Origin of the sequence: Streptomyces sp. NPDC020742 (assembly GCF_040641675.1) — a bacterium.
In the GTDB taxonomy this organism is placed as follows: Bacteria; Actinomycetota; Actinomycetes; order Streptomycetales; family Streptomycetaceae; genus Streptomyces.
Window position 1 is genome coordinate 1 of sequence record NZ_JBFAEA010000050.1, and the last position, 14573, is coordinate 14573.

At 69.3% G+C, this 14573-nt stretch carries 9 protein-coding genes and 2 pseudogenes; 4 read left to right on the forward strand and 7 right to left on the reverse strand.

Annotated features, from left to right (window positions below; genetic code table 11):
* Window positions 1–4: 4 nt before the first annotated feature.
* Window positions 5–94, forward strand: a pseudogene (locus tag AB0G84_RS35935) (3-oxoadipate enol-lactone hydrolase); the annotation flags it as partial.
* A gap of 358 nt (window positions 95–452) precedes the next feature.
* Here the strand turns inward: AB0G84_RS35935 and AB0G84_RS35940 are convergent.
* From AB0G84_RS35940 to AB0G84_RS35970, 7 genes are all read right to left on the reverse strand, one after another.
* Window positions 453–4154 (reverse strand): hypothetical protein, encoded by a 3702-nt coding sequence (locus AB0G84_RS35940; protein ID WP_361330835.1) that lies wholly within the window; start codon window positions 4152–4154, stop codon window positions 453–455.
* 8 nt (window positions 4155–4162) lie between these two features.
* Window positions 4163–5899, reverse strand: a complete 1737-nt coding sequence (locus tag AB0G84_RS35945) for a hypothetical protein (protein ID WP_361330838.1) — start codon at window positions 5897–5899, stop codon at window positions 4163–4165.
* Between the two features lie 54 nt (window positions 5900–5953).
* A complete protein-coding gene (locus tag AB0G84_RS35950; protein ID WP_361330841.1) occupies window positions 5954–6982 on the reverse strand; it encodes a polyprenyl synthetase family protein in 1029 nt (342 codons plus the stop codon).
* Window positions 6983–6985: 3 nt separating this feature from the next.
* Window positions 6986–8413 carry a hypothetical protein gene (locus tag AB0G84_RS35955; protein WP_361330844.1) on the reverse strand — a complete coding sequence of 476 codons (1428 nt, stop codon included), beginning with the start codon at window positions 8411–8413 and terminating at the stop codon, window positions 6986–6988.
* Window positions 8414–8492: 79 nt separating this feature from the next.
* Window positions 8493–8864 (reverse strand): hypothetical protein, encoded by a 372-nt coding sequence (locus AB0G84_RS35960; protein ID WP_361330847.1) that lies wholly within the window; start codon window positions 8862–8864, stop codon window positions 8493–8495.
* Between the two features lie 51 nt (window positions 8865–8915).
* Window positions 8916–9854, reverse strand: coding sequence for a hypothetical protein (locus tag AB0G84_RS35965; protein WP_361330850.1), 939 nt, complete (start codon window positions 9852–9854; stop codon window positions 8916–8918).
* Window positions 9855–10171: 317 nt separating this feature from the next.
* Window positions 10172–11464, reverse strand: coding sequence for a hypothetical protein (locus tag AB0G84_RS35970; RefSeq protein WP_361330853.1), 1293 nt, complete (start codon window positions 11462–11464; stop codon window positions 10172–10174).
* A 675-nt stretch (window positions 11465–12139) separates the two neighbouring features.
* Here AB0G84_RS35970 and AB0G84_RS35975 point away from each other — a divergent pair.
* The 3 genes and pseudogenes from AB0G84_RS35975 (at window position 12140) to AB0G84_RS35985 (ending at window position 14448) form a co-directional block, all read left to right on the forward strand.
* Complete coding sequence (locus AB0G84_RS35975) at window positions 12140–12232, forward strand: hypothetical protein (protein ID WP_361330859.1); 93 nt, start codon at window positions 12140–12142, stop codon at window positions 12230–12232.
* A gap of 431 nt (window positions 12233–12663) precedes the next feature.
* Window positions 12664–12918: pseudogene (locus AB0G84_RS35980) on the forward strand (FAD-binding protein); the annotation flags it as partial.
* Window positions 12919–13350: 432 nt separating this feature from the next.
* The gene (locus tag AB0G84_RS35985) at window positions 13351–14448 is read left to right on the forward strand and encodes an IS110 family transposase (protein ID WP_361330856.1); all 1098 of its coding nucleotides are present in this window, start codon (window positions 13351–13353) and stop codon (window positions 14446–14448) included.
* Window positions 14449–14573 lie beyond the last annotated feature (125 nt).

Consider the following 14573-nt stretch of genomic DNA (forward strand, 5'->3'; position numbering starts at 1 on the left):
CCGGGTGAGTGAGAAGACCCTGCAGCACCGGATCGACGGCCCCGACGACGCCCCCGTACTCGTCCTGGGCGCCGCTCTCGGGACCACCTGGCACAGGTTGTCGGAAGCGTCTTGTGCCGTCCAGGTGGTCTAGATCAGGAGTGTTTTCGCAGGTCAGATCCGTGTGGTCCGGATGCGTCCACACCGTTGGTGAGACGCTTGTGATAGCAGGTGAGGGGTGAGGAACCCCCGTCGGCTGAAGTGGCTCCGGCGGGGTTCGTTGTGCGAGGGGCTTGGGCTCTGCCCCCTTCCTGCACGACCTGACCGGAACCGTCGGACACGCACAGCAGATCCTCACCGTCCGCCCCCTGCAAGCCGTTGGTAGGCCGTTCAGTCACCTGACGGGGGGGAATCCGCCCGGCACAGTGGCTCGTACCGGGCGGGCGGGAGGCGGCACGCACCGCGGGGGCATGTCAGGTGAGCTGTGCGGCCGTCGTCGTGGCGCAGTCCTTGAGCGCATCCCAGATCCCCTCGCCCAGGGATTCGAAGAGCTCCTCCGGGTGGTTCTGGAGCCAGGAGACGATGTCGCCCCACTGGCCGATCGTGAAGTGCTGGTCAAAGTGGAACTGGACCAGGTGCACGTCGAGCAGGTAGGCGTCGCAACTCGCCGTCAGGTGCAGGTTGACCCCGTTACCGTCGATGGTGAGGTCAAAGCCTCCCCCGGCATGGATACCGACCAGCTTTCCGGCCGGAATCGGGAGGCCACCGAGCACCACGCCTCGCGGAATGTCGACGTCGAAGTCCAGCTTGACGTGGGCCGATGCCCGCAGCCCGGTGCTGTTGAGCGTGCAGCTCAGGTCGCTGTGGAGGATGTCCAGCAGATCCGCGGCCACGGTGAAGGCGAAGCCCGCGTTGCCGAGCTCGGCCTCGATCGCGACCCGTGAGAGCCCGAGGAGGTCGAGCCGGCCGGAGAGGTAGAAGATCTTCGCCGGGAGCTGCCCGTTCCGGATGCCCCGGGTGTCGAGGAGGTATTGGGGACCCTTGGTTCCGCTCGCGTCAGAGAGGGTGAAGACGTCGGCCAGCTTCAGCGGTTGGGCGATGTTGCTGTACGCGTAGAGGCCGTCGTCGCTGACGTTGACCTCGAAGCGCCAGTTGTTGCCGAAGAAGTCGATGTCGCCCTTGGCGTAGAAGCCCTGCTTCCATTCCTCGTGGGTCACCGGGTTGGTCCAGGCGCCGGGCGCGGTGACCACGCAGATCGCCAGCTTGTGGAGCACGATCTGCTTCAGGAAGGCGAGCCAGTCCGGCGGGTTGGCAAGGACGGTGAGCATGTCCCAGATCGAGATGCCCTTGTCCTTTTGGACGGTCCCCAGGTCGAAGCGGAAGACGGTGACGAAGGGCTCCGGTTTGAACCCGCCCTCGATGTCGAGGTCCAGGGTGGCCTCGCCGATGACCACCGAACCGCCCGCGCCCAGGGTGAGGCCGGTTTCCGGCCCGTAACCGATCTGCAGGTAGAAGTAGTGGACGTCGAAGCCCTCGACGCCGAAGGCGTTCCTCCACGTGGGGCGGTCGTCGGACGGGGGCGGGCCGGAGAGCCCGGCGAGGCGGCTCGCGGTGTCGCGCACCAGGTTGACGGTGGTCTCGCTCGCCTGGTGGGGCGTGGCGTCGTGGAGGAGGCGGCCGTCGGCGCCGGGTACCGGGTCGGCGGTGAGCAGGGTGTGTCCGGGGGCCCGGAGGGCGTAGGCCAGTTGGTGCGGCGCGGGCCGTCCGGCGGTCTCTTCCGCCTCGGCGCCAGCGGCGGGCTTGAGCACCAGGAAGAGGTGGAACTCGGTGCCCTTGAGAGCGCCTCCCGCGACGAACTGGAGCTGGGTCGCGGGGGCGGACCCGACGGCCGGGACGGTGAAGATCCAGGAGGTCTGGAGGGACACTTCCCGCTTCGCCGGGCGGAACGCGAGGGTGAGGCCGCCGAAGCCGTCCTTGGTCTTCTGCTCGGCGATGGACGCGGTGAACTCGGAATCCTGGACCGGGGTGGTGAGACGGGCCGTCAGATGGATGCCGTCGGCGTCCTTGAACAGCTCGTTCAAGGGCGCCAGCGGACCGGTCAGCCCCAGTTCGGTGAAGAACGTGAGGCCCTTGTCCAGCGTGGCGGGGAGGGTGTCCGGCGGGTTGGCCCCGGCATCGACGGTGACCCCGTCGGCCGAGCTGACGGCAAGCCCGGACTTGGCGAAGGTGATGCCGTCGAGGAAGCCGAGCGCCGGTGCCCAGTCCGAGACCTTGCCCGGCGACCACACCCAGTCCTGCTGCCATAACGCGGCGGCGAAGAGGGTGCCTCCCTCCGCCTTCTTGGCGGCCTTGCCGAAGAACGTCAGCTGAGCCCCGTCGAATGTCGCCGTGGTGCTGACCGCCAGTTCGTAGCTCTTCCCGGCGGTCGGCTGCCCCGACAGCGCGCTCCCCAGGCGTACGGTCACGGCCGGGTGGAGGAGGCGGACCTGCGGCAGGCCGTCGGGCAGGGGCACATCGGCCTGGCAGGCAAGGGACTTCAGGAGTGCGGTCAGGTCGACGTCGGGGAAGGCCCCATCGAGCTCGAAGGCACCGCGGAGCGTCCATTCGGCGGCGAACTTCATGACGGAGCCGTTGCCGTCGCCGCCCTCTGCGGGGCCGAGCTCGGCCTTGGCCGACAGCGTGCCGGTGGTCCGCGAGCCGCCGTTCCCGGCACCGGCTGCGCCTTCCGGCTGCTGCACGAGGTCACCGCCGGTGCCCTCGTTGCCGGTGCGTGCCAGCTTCAGTCCGGCTTCTGTGAGGCCGATACGGGCGGCGCCGACATCGATGTGCCACTCGGAGGTGACGGACGCGTCGACCTCGTACGCGCCCTTCTTGGGCGTAGCTGTGCCGGAGAACTTCTTCAGCTTCAGCTCGGGGGCGCCGGTGAGCTCGGCGTGCGGCAGGAAGTGGCGGAGTACGTCGCGCAGTTCGGCGGGAGTGCTCTCGTCGAGGGTGAGGCGGAACGTGCCGGGCGGGATCTCCGCCGTTGCGTGGAGACGGACGTCGCCGGCGACGGTGAAGTCGCCGTGGCCGGTGACCTTCGCCGCGCGGGACTTCTGAAGCGGTGCCGTCACGGTCAGGGTGGCGCCGACGCCGGTCAGGGCGAGGTCGTCGCCCACGATCGGCCAGGTGGTGCCGGGCATGGTCTCGACGGTCGCGGTGACCTGGGTCAGTGCTGCCGGCAGCCCGCCCTTGCCGAACGCTGCGGGGTCGATGGTGGCGGTGATCCCGGTGAGGCGGACCGAGTCGCCGAGCGCGAAGCCCTCCTGGTCGACGAGCTGGTGGACCGCGGGGCCGGTGCCCTTCCACGCAGCGAGGTCGCCCGGGGCGAGCTGCCCGGGCAGCCGGTCGGCGCTGAGGATGAGCGCACCGCCGCCGGAAGGCAGCGGGGTGCTGATCGTCGTCCCGGCCCCCTGCCCCAGAACCAGGTCCGCGGCCAGCCGCAGACCGTACGTGACCGGGGAGCTGTTCGCCCCCTCTCCGCGCGATCCGGCCCACAGGGAGAAGGAGGCGGAGAACTCCCCGTTCGGCTGGGGCGTCGAGCGCAGGGCGATGTCGGTGCGGACCTCGCTGTCCGGGCCCTTGACGGGACGCCGTACAACCGGTCCGGTCAGCGACAGGGTTCCGGGCCGGGGCCGGAGCAGCGCGGCGAGGGCGCCGAGTTGCCCGGGGTCGGTGACTTCGGGGGCGTGGAAGGTGAGGCCGGGGTCCAGTGCCGGGTACCCGTCGCGGGCGGGCCGGGCCACCGAGGTCAGCAGCAGCGCGGGTGGTGTGGGGTAGGCGAGGGTGGCCAGATCGGTGCCGTCGGTGGCAGGGAAGGAGGTGGCGAAGGTCCAGTCCGTGGGCAGGACGAGCGGGACGTAGAGGGTGGGTTCGTGGTCGACGGGGTCGAGGCCGAAGGCGATCCCGTGGACCGGCTGGTCGGTGAGGCCGAGGCTGGTGACGGTGAGCGTGCCGTGCACGATCACGCTGTCCTCGCGGTCCTCGCGCTGCGGGTCGGTGACGGTGAACGTGCCGTCGAGCCAGGTGCCGATGAGTGCGACGGCGGGCCCGGTTCCGAGGTCGGCGGCGGGGAGCGTGAGGGTGCTGTCCTGAGTGTGCCGGGTGATCAGGGCCCGGAGTTCTTCGATCGTCATGGATGAGTTCAGCCCTCGAGCTTGGTGTGGATGACCGCGCGGGCGTTGTCGGTCAGTTCCTTGGCGATGTCGGCACGGTGCGCATCCGCCGCGTCCTGCACACCGTTGATGATCTTCTGCTTGATCTCGTCCTTGTTCAGCACCTGCTGGATGACCTTCTCCAAGGGGCTGGGCTCCTTGAGGTGGATCGTGACCTGAAGGTCCTTCGTGGCGAGGGCGAGGGTGAGCGAGTCCAGGCCGATGGTGAGCTCGTCGGCGTCGCGGCCGGTGACGGACAGGCCGGCGCTCGCCGAGGGCTGGTCGATGGTGACGCTGAGGTCACCCTGGATCGTGTCGTCGTCGCCCGCGGCGCTGCCGCGAGTGTCGGGGAAGGAGACGACGACCGTGCCGGTGAGGGTGAGCGGGGGCGCGGGCACCTTCGCGTCGCCGGGGAGCCGGCCGAACCTCAGGGTCGCCCCGATGCCCACGTCGGTGAGGGCGGCGTCCTTGACAGGGATCAGGACGTTGGAAATGCCTTTGATCGTGCCGCTCTTGAAGCTGAGGTCGGCTGTCGCGACGCCGATCTTGTACGAGCCGAGCTCGATGTCCCCGACGCCGTACGGTTCGAGCACCGGGCCGGTCGCCCCGAGGACGACGGACGGGGGGTAGAAGCCGGAACCGGTCTCGTTCACGGAGGCCCGCAGCCGGTCGAAGAGGTAGATCTCCAGCGGTCCGTACTTCCTCGGGAAGCCGCTGTCGTCCGACGGGAGGGTGCCTGCCGGCACCGCCCCGAGCACCCCGTCGAGCGCCTTGGCCAGCTGGGCGGTGACCGTGGTGGAGAACTGGTCGTGGAAGGAGGGCTGGGCCAGGGTGTCGACAAGCTTCGCGGTGAGGGCCTGGCCGGCGTCGGGGCTGTTGAAGGCGTCGGCCGCGGCCTGCTTCCAGGCTCTGAGGGTGTTCTCGTCGATCGTGCTGCCCTCGATGGTCAGGGACTTCTCGTCGAGGTGGAACGTCGGCTGCGCCGCGACGGTGATCGACTCGACGGTCAGCCGCGGGGTGCGGTCCGCGCCGGTGCCGGTGGTCTCGGCACCGAGGACGACGTCGAAGGCGAGGTTCTCGGCCGTCACGGTGAACTGGCCGTGGCCCTCGATCTCCTGGCGCGGCCACTCCACCCCCTCCAGGCCCTTGACCACGACCTTCGTGGGCGGCTTCAGGTCTCCTGCGCCCCCGCCCCCGCCCCCGGGGTCGTCGACCACCATGACGTGCTGCACCAGGCTGTACGTGCCCTGGATGGTGATCTGCTTCTTCCACCCGTGTGTGCCGTACGCCGCGGTGGTGACCCGGACCGTGCCCCGGTAGCCGCTGTCGATGGGGGTGAGGTGTTGCAGCTCCCCGACCGAGGCGTTCGGCAGCCCGTCCACGGTGAGGGTGGTCAAGGACAGCGAGGGGTAGGGGCGGTCGGCGTCGCGCTGGCTGGTGAAGGCGTCGAGGTTGTCCGGGAGATCGGGTACGCCGCGGTCCTTCGCGTCGTCGAAGGCGGCGCCCACGAAGATCCACCACGCGGAACCGATGGTGTCGCCGATCGTCTTCCCCTCGGTGCCGTCGAGCTGCCCGATGTCCCATCGGTCGACGGCCAGGGGATTCAGCGTGTGGCCGTCGGCCGTGCGGACGTCCTTGAGGACGGTGGGCAACCAGTAAGGGCTGTCCGGGTTGTTGATGCGCTTGTACATGGTGGCGTAGATGAAGTCGACCAGCTCGGTGGCCACGGACCTCTCCTTCAGGGGCTCGGTGTACTGGACCGGGACGGGCCGCCGTGCTGCTCAGACCCCGCGGTCCACGACGTGCAGGGCCAGGTCCTCCAGGGCGTAGCGGTACCGTCCGGCCGGGAACGGGCGCAGCAGCTCGACGGCCTCCAGCGCCTGGCCGCGGGCGTCGGTGTACGCGCGCGAGAAGCCGGTGCCGCCGCGGACCTCGGCGAGCGTGCGCTCCAGGGCGGCGGGATCGGTGGCCTCGCCGCGCATGATGCGGCTGACCGTGTGGTCGGGACCCCACTCCTGCATGGCGTAGATCAGAGGCAGCGAGGCGCGACGGCGCAGCAGGTCCATGCCGCGTGGCTTGCCGGAGCCGGACTCGTCCTGGGCGAGGTCGAACAGGTCGTCCATGACCTGTAGGGCGCGCCCGAGCCGGCGGCCGTAGAACCCGGCCCGGCGGGCGTCGCCGCTGCGCCCGTCAGCCAGCGTCACCCCGGCCTCGGCCGCGAGCCCGAACAGGGCGGCGGTCTTGCGGTCGGCGGTGCGCCAGTAGGTCCTGGCCAGCAGCTCCGGGTCCTGCGAGAGGTCCGTGCGCAGCTCGTCGAGCTCACCGCAGCCGATCTGGAACGCGGTGTCGAGGACGAGCTCGACCAGGCCCATGTCGCTGTCCCGGTCGATCGTTCCCACGAAGCCGCGGATGGCCTGGACGAACTGTAGGTCGCCGACGAGCACCGCGGCCTCGGTGCCCCGCGCGGCGTTGACCGACGGCAGACCGCGGCGCAGGGCGGCGCCGTCCACGATGTCGTCGTGGATCAGCGTCGCCACGTGCAGCATCTCCAGAGAGACGGCGCCCTGGAGCACCTTGTCGGGAAGCGGCGCGGGGCCGTGCACCATGCGGGCGGCCAGCAGCAGGACGGCCGGGCGCAGCCGCTTGCCGTGCTGGTACAGGGCCCGCTCGCCGTCGGTGAGGTACTCCTGCTGCGGGGCCAGCGCCTGCTCCAGGAACGCCTCGAAGCGCGGCTCGTCGTCGGCGAGAAGGTTCGTCCACACCCCGCCGAGGACGTTCTCGGCGGGGGAGTTGGTGTCGAGGATGAGCACGGGTCAGGACCGCCCGTCCTGCGGGAGGGCGTAGCCGGCGATGCCGGTGAGGGCGGCGTGGCGGACGGTCTCGGCGATGGCGTCCTGCAGCAGCGTGTGCACGAACCGCATGGCGGCGAGGCGTTCGCGGGCCACGTCGGCGGCGCTGCCCTGCCACTCCTCGTCGTCGATGCTCAGAGCGAGGTCCGGCAGCTCGACCGTGACGTCCGCAGGTGCGCCGTCCGGCGTGAGGCGGGTGGTGATGCGGACGTCCTCCAGCCGCGCCGCGCAGTCGCCGGTGTGCAGGGTGTCGGTGGCCCGCGGCCCTTGCTGCGCCTCCTCGTGGTAGGCGGCGGCGCCGATTTCGTGGACGATGGCGCGGTCCTCGTCGGACAGCGCGATCCAGTCCTCCTGCTCCTCCGGCTGGTATTGCGCTTCCGCCCGGGGTGCCTGGACCTCCCCGTCGGTGAACATGGCGAGTCCGTTGTAGCGGGCCATTTCCCCGTGGGAGACCGCCGGCGGTTCGCCCGAGTGCTGGTCGATGGTCGTGTAGACGTTGCCCTGAGTCATCGGTGTGGTCTGCGAGCCGTCGTTGCCGGTCTGCTGGACGGACTTGGAGAAGCTCTCGGCGGCCGTGGCCGCAGCCGCCAGACGCTCGGCCTTCGCGGGATCCTTCCGCTTGATCCGGGCGGCTTCGGTGGTGAGCGCGGTTTGCACCGTGGTCCGCTGCTGCCAGGCGTGCCCGTTGTACGTGACGCCCTCTTGCGGGTCCTGCCAGTTGTTGACCTGCTGCTGGTCGTTGGTGGACGGGCGGGCGCCATCGGCCGTTTCCGGATCCGTTGCGTCGTAGGTGTGCTGCGACATGCGCTGGGTGACGCCCTTCTCAGCCCACTTCTTGCGCAGGGCGGAGGACACCGAGGAGCTGCCGTTGAAGATGTCGTAGTAGCTCTCGTTGTGGGTGCCGTACTGGATGAGGACCTTGCGGCCGTTCTCGGTCTTCATCAGCTTGGTGCGGTGGGCGTCGGCGCGGTCGGTCCACTTGCGGATGGTCTCGTCGTCCGGGTGGCCGGGGGTCGCGGCGCGGGCTCCGGCGGGGAGCGTGGGCTGACGTTCTTCCTCCGAGAGCGGGCGGAGGTTCCCGGCGGTGTCGATTTCCCGGATCTCGTCGGGCCGGGTGTCGAGGGCGTAGCGGCCGGTGAGGATGAGTGCCGGGATGCGGTGGGTGATACGGCGGGTGTCGCCGCGGGTCTCCTCGGAGAGGGCCTCCGGCTGCCCCTCGGCGCGTAACCGGAGCGCGCCGAGGCGGAAGCTCAGCGATCCGGTGGGGTAGTTGAGGGTGCCGGGCATCTCCACGTTGCGGGCGAGGGGGTAGCCGGGCGTGTCGGCGAGGTGGAGCGTCTCGGCCTCGCGGCCGGGCCGGGCGTCGCCGTGCGGGGGCTGTGGCGTGCTCAACGGGTCTCCTGCGGTGGTCGATCGGACATGAGAGGGCGGTGCGGCCGGGGCTTGCCCCGCCGGGCGGTGCGGAGACCGTTCAGGAGACGACGAACGTGCCGCTGACCATGAGCATCCCGTCGTGGGAGCCCAGTTCCGGCGACGTCAGCTTGACGGACACGGTCTGGCCCTGGACGGTGATGTCGGTGCCCAGCGGCTTGTCGAGGGGGATGTCGACGCTCTTCTTGCCCTCCAGCGCGTCCTTCAGGACGGCCGGGGCCGCGGCGGCCAGCAGATTGGCGGGCGCGGCGGCCAGCTTGGCGGCATCGGACTTGGGGTACAGCCAGAGCGAGTTGAGGACGATCTTCTTCAGGGTCGCGGAGAGGGCCGTGTCCGTCAGGCCGGTGGCCTTCAGGGTGACGTTGGGTTCGGTCGGGTCGAGGACGACCTCGAAGTCGAGCAGCGGATCCACGGGGCGGACCTCCTGGGTCGCAGGGGACGGGTGCGGGACGACGGTGCGGGCCTACGACTCCTGGGACGCCTTGAACAGTGCGCACCCCTTGCCTGGGGCGATGGGGAACAGGTCCAGCCCCACGGACCAGGGGATGTCGAAGTCGGCCGAGACCGTGGTCGGGTCGCTCTCGTCGACCTTCACGTTGTCGGCCTTGCGGAACGTGGCTTTCCACCAGACCGAGGCGACGCCGGTCAGGGTCCTGTCGTCGTCGGCCAGCTTCGTGTCCCGCCACTGGTCGAGGGCGCCTTGCAGCAGCCGGGCCAGGAGGTCCCGGCCGACGAGGAGGAAGACCTGCTTGTCCGACGGCCAGTCCGCGGCCGTACCGGCGGTGGGGGTGAAGGCCGTGGACCGGCTCGGGCTCGCGGTCGCCGTGAGGACCAGGTGGGTCCCGGTGACGTCCAGGAGGACGGGGGTGAGGGCGACCTGCTGGCCGAAGAGGTCCTGGGCGGGCAACTTCACCCCGTTCACCAGGTGTTTCGCCTGGTCGAGGACGTTCGGCACGATCACCTTCTCGACCATGATCCTCGTGTACGCGTCCGGGATCTCGGACAGCCACACGCCGAGCGGGACGACGCTGATGCCGCCGCCGTCGACCTTGGCCTGGACCGCGGCTTTGACCTCGCTGACGCCCTGGGGCAGGGCGTCGCCGGCGATCGTGCCGTTCACCTGTAACTGCGGGACGTGGATCTGTAGGACTCCCGAGTCGGGCAGGTCCGTGACGCCTTGCGCCTTGATCATCTTGTTCCAGAGATCGGCGTCCGGCTTCCGCAGGGTGAGCCCGGGCGGCTCGAGGAAGTCCCAGGCGAAGGTGTACTCGACACCTCCGATGGTCTCGGGGCCGTAACTGCCCTGGAACACCGCACGGTGCTGACTGTGCAGGTTTTTGATACCCGAGTTGAGTGCGTCGGCATGGATTCCGAGTGCGAGGTCATATGGCGTTTCGATCACGGTACTTGATCTAAAGGGCTGTGCGGACGGAGAAACAATCGGTTCCCGGCCATTGTCCAAGTCGGTCACCAGAGCGAACAAAAAAAAGCCCCTCCGGTATTGCCGTTGGTGCCGAATTCGATGCCGCACATGCGCAGCGCAAAGCCGAACAGATGGTGCTGCGGCGGAAAACTGCCGAAATTCAGCCGGTGCCGGAGGGGCAGCCGGACGGAAACACGACCCAGGCCGGAACGCGTCCGGTCTCCGCGTACGGACACGCGTTCCGGTGCCGGGCGCGAGGCGGGAAGCCCTGGGCCCGGCACCGGCTTCGCGGACTCCTACCGCTTGGTGACGGTCACCGTGCCCTGGAGCGCGAGTGCGTCACCGAAGCGCGCGAGGGTCAGGTCCGTCGGCGTCACGTCGAGGTGGACGGGCTCGACATCGACGGGGATGGCCGGGAAGTTGCCCACCGGGAACTCGACGCCGCGCAGCGCACTCCCGACGATGCCGCCGAATGTCGAGGACAGGGCGTCGACCACCCACGAGACGATCGCACTGACGATGTCGCCGCGCGTGGGCACGAGCTTCAGACCGAAGGAACTCACCTCTATGGCCGTGGCCTTGAGCATCGTCCCCGACATCGCCAGGGTCAGCGTGACGGTGGGGTCCGGTTCCAGGTGGAGGTCGAAGAACGCGTCGGTCGACCCGCCCCAGACCCAGTTGATGCCGGCGCTGCCGCTCCCCGAGACGGAGGTGTGGACGCGTACGGTCGGCACGTCGTCCCACACCACCTCGCACCGGACGTGGTGAATGGCGATGTCCGCCTTGTAGTACCCGCTGCTGCCCAGGAATTCCTTGTGATCACCGGCATGGAAGGTCTTCCCCTCCAGGTACGCGGTCGCCATCTGCGCGATCTGCTCGACCGCGTCCCGCCCGAGCACGGCGAAGAAGGGGCTCTCGGGCCAGCTGTCGGGGAAGGGGGGCTTGGGGATGCCGTGCTCGGCCAGGTTCAGGGCGGCCACAGCCCGCTGCGGCTGGATGACGGGGACGGGCGTCGACAGGGACAGGCCCGGGATCTGCGGGGCGGGCAAGGTGATGCCCGACAGGACCTTCCGGGACTGGTCCAGGACGTTGGGGAGCACCACCTTGTCCAGGAAGATCTTGTCGACCTTGCTCGGGGCATCGGCGGTGGCACCGAGGGGGTTGAGGCTGAACAGGCCCGATTGCGAGGTTACGGCCTGGACCTGGAGGGCCACCGCGATCTCTTCCTCCACCGGGTTCCCGCCCCCGGAGTCGACCTTCACGTGAACCAGGTTCAGCCGCACCTGGAAGGTGCTCCCGTCCAGCGAGTCGCGCAGGGCGGCGACGTGCTCGGCCAGCTCACCCTCGGCCATCCCGCCCGCGGCCGGCCCCTCGGTGAGGCGGGCCCGTAAGGCGGCCTCGGACTGCGCCGGCGGGGTCAGGTCGAAGACCGGGGCCTTCTTGACGTCCCAGGAGACCGTGAAGGTGACCTGCTCCACGTCGAAGGGCTGGGAGCCGGTGAAGTACTGCGGATAGAGCTGTCCGTAGACCTCCTTGGATGTCGCGTTCACGACGTCGGCATTGGCTCCCACCATGAGGTCGCAATTCATACGCGCTCCTTTTTCCATTCTGTACCACTGATTCGCAGTCGCCCCATGGAAAACAGCCCGGACAGCCGCCTCGACACGGCGACTCCGGGCATGACAACGTGGCCGACCTGGGTGACGGGACAGATAATGGAGCGACGGCCGCGGCCCGTTCAAGACCGCAGGAGAAATCCCGACACATCTCCGACGCCCGGACACCTCCGAAATCGGCCCGTCGCCGCCCGCCGGCTTCCCGCTTTCGGCACTGTGCAATGTCCTCGCCAAGTGACGGTGTTTGGCGCGATCCGGCGCCGACACCAGTGTCGCGGGAACGTCCTGAACCGGGGCGATGGGATGACCCACCCCCGCAACATGGACGCACTTCGCAAGCGCGCCCGGATCGTCCAGACGGCCTGCACGCTGGTAGTCACCGCGCCCAGTGGGACGCGCACCGGGGATATCGCCGAGATCGGCTCAATCTCCTGTCCGCCGCCGACATCCAGCTGGGGCGGCCGACTTGAACCGGCCCGACCGGACCGACCGCCGTCAGCGCGTCAAATCGGAACCGCTCGATGCCCAGAACACAGCCCGGGCGGTGCTGAGCGGGCGGGCACGCGCGTGCTTGCGGAACGCTACGCCCCGCAGCTGCTCACTGTGATGGGCATCGGCCCGGACACGGCCGTCACTCTGCTGATCACGATGGGGGACAACCCGGAGCGTCTGGGCAGTGAGGCGTCCTTCGCTGTGCCGTGCGGGGGCAGCCCAGTAGAACGCTCCTCGGGCACTCGGTAGTACCGTCGCCTCAACCGCGAAGGTGACCGGCAGGCCAACGCCGCTCTGCACCGGATCGTGCAGACTCGCCTCCGCTTCGACCCACGCACCCAGGACTGCTACGAACGCCGCGCCAAGGAGGGCAACACGCGACGCGAGATCCTCCGATGCCTGAAACGCTACGCCGCCCGCGAGGCCTTCAACCTGGTCCGACCGGTATCCACCGGCCTTCTGTCATAGGGGCGTCCGTGTGTCCAACGGACTCTTCCGGCGAGTGGTCCGTCCGCATCGCATCGCGCCGACGGGGCGGCGGTCGGCCGCCAGCGAGCAGCACTGGCTGCGTTCTCAACGACCTGTGGGCGCACACCAGCCGCTGTGCCGAGCACGGCATCCGCGCCCTCGGCCACACTCTGGGACGGCCTCGTCAGCGAGATCTACCCGGCGCTGCGCGAACACGAAGCCGACCGATGGGGGTGTCCCGGGTCATCACGGTCAAGCCGAACTCTGTGCCCGTGGAGAAGGCGCCGGCGGCAGTCGCAGTGTGGGAACTGCCCATTTCCTACAGCGGGTTGGCGCAGCCCGATGGTCGTGGCCGGCGGCCGGGGTGTGAACGGCACCGAACACTTCTTGGTGATCGAGACGCTGGCTGACTTGCTCGGCGTAGCTGTGGGCGCCTCGCGCCCGCCTTCGACGCGGGCTGGTGCCCAGCCTGGGGCGGCATCCACTCCTTGGAGGAGTTGGGGGAGCGAGTGAGGAACTCGCCCTGTGGCTACGGTGCTTGACTGTCATTGTCGGTCATGAGTGAACGGGGAGTCGACTCATCGTCAGTCCGTCGAGGCCACGTTGAGCGCTGGTTCGGACGAAGCCTCTCGGGAGTGGTCGGGTCATGCGGTTGTGCCGGGGCAGTGGGACGGTGGTGCGGCACCGTTCTGGACGGGGGTCTGACTCATGAGATATGTGACCGAAGTGTCTCGTCACGGGCATGTCGACTGCCGTTGCGGAATGGTGCCGCTGTCACCGAGCCACAGGGCGTGTCCCCATAGGGGCCTTGCCATCGATCAGGCGCCATCACAGTTCAGACCGCCCAACCGGGCAGGTGCCAGCCACCCAGCACGTCACCACGCGGGAGGCGAATCACCATGACTTCCAGAAAACGCAAGACCTCGGCGACCAGTACAGATCCTCCCGCCCTGGGGGAGGTGGTCCTGGGGGTGGACACGCATGGCGAGGTTCATGTCGCCGCAGTGGTCTGCCCACTGGGCCAGATCCTGGGCACGAAGTCCTTTCCGGCCACGGCGGTCGGATACCGGCGGCTGCTCGCCTGGGCCGGCAAGTTGGGAACGGTGCGCCGGGCCGGCGTGGAGGGCACCGGCACCTTCGGAGCGGGCCTGTCCCGCTACCTGCTGACGCAGCACGTCGAGGTGTACGAAGTGAACCGGCCCGACCGCACGGCCCGCCGCCTGCGCGGTAAGTCGGATCCGCTCGACGCGCACGCCGCTGCGCGGGCCGTGCTCAGCGGTCGCGCCAAGGCACGGGCCAAGACCGGCGACGGTCCGGTGCAGAGCGCCCGGATGTTCAAACTCGCCAAGGACTCCGCGGTCAAGGCCCGCACCCAGGCGATCAACCAGCTCAAGGCCGTCTTGGTCATCGCTGACCCGTCCCTGCGGGAACGACTGTCCGGCCTGGGCAACCGCGAGCTGTTCCGCACCTGTACACGCCTCAGCCCGAGCGACGGGGACGACGAGGACACCGTGCCCCAAGCCACCCGCATCACACTGAGCCTGCTCGCCCAGCGCATCGAGCAGCACACCCGGCAGATCGATGAGCTGAATCTGCGCCTGACCCGGCTCGTCGAACGCCACGCCCCGCAGCTGCTCACACCGGTGGGCATCGGCCCGGACAGCGCCGTCACCCTGCTGATCGCGATGGGAGACAATCCCGAGCGGCTGAGCACTGAGGCCTCCTTCGCCGCCCTGTGCGGAGTCAGCCCCATCGAATACTCCTCGGGCCGCCGCAGCTCGCGCCGGCTCAACCACGGTGGCGACCGACAGGCGAATGCCGCCCTGCACCGCATCGTGTTCACCCGGCTGCGCTTCGACCCCCGCACCCAGGAGTACTACGAACGCCGCACCCGGGAGGGCAAGACCCGTCGTGAGATCATCCGATGTCTCAAGCGATATGCCGCCCGCGAGGTCTTCAACCTGGTCCGACCGGTATCCACCGGCCTTCTGTCATAGGGGCGTCTGTGAGATTTGAGAGCGTGCAAGGCGTGAGTGAGCTGTCCGCGCCCACCCCGCAACCCCGCTTCTCCGGGCCAGAAGACCCCGGCCCTGATCACGAGCAAGGCACCACATCCGTACCA

Coding starts and splice junctions, on each gene's coding strand:
- AB0G84_RS35975 (WP_361330859.1), top strand. CDS start 12,140: ATGGGGGACAACCCGGAGCGTCTGGGCAGTGAGGCGTCCTTCGCTGTG.
- AB0G84_RS35985 (WP_361330856.1), top strand. CDS start 13,351: ATGACTTCCAGAAAACGCAAGACCTCGGCGACCAGTACAGATCCTCCC.
- AB0G84_RS35970 (WP_361330853.1), bottom strand. CDS start 11,464: ATGAATTGCGACCTCATGGTGGGAGCCAATGCCGACGTCGTGAACGCG.
- AB0G84_RS35940 (WP_361330835.1), bottom strand. CDS start 4,154: ATGACGATCGAAGAACTCCGGGCCCTGATCACCCGGCACACTCAGGAC.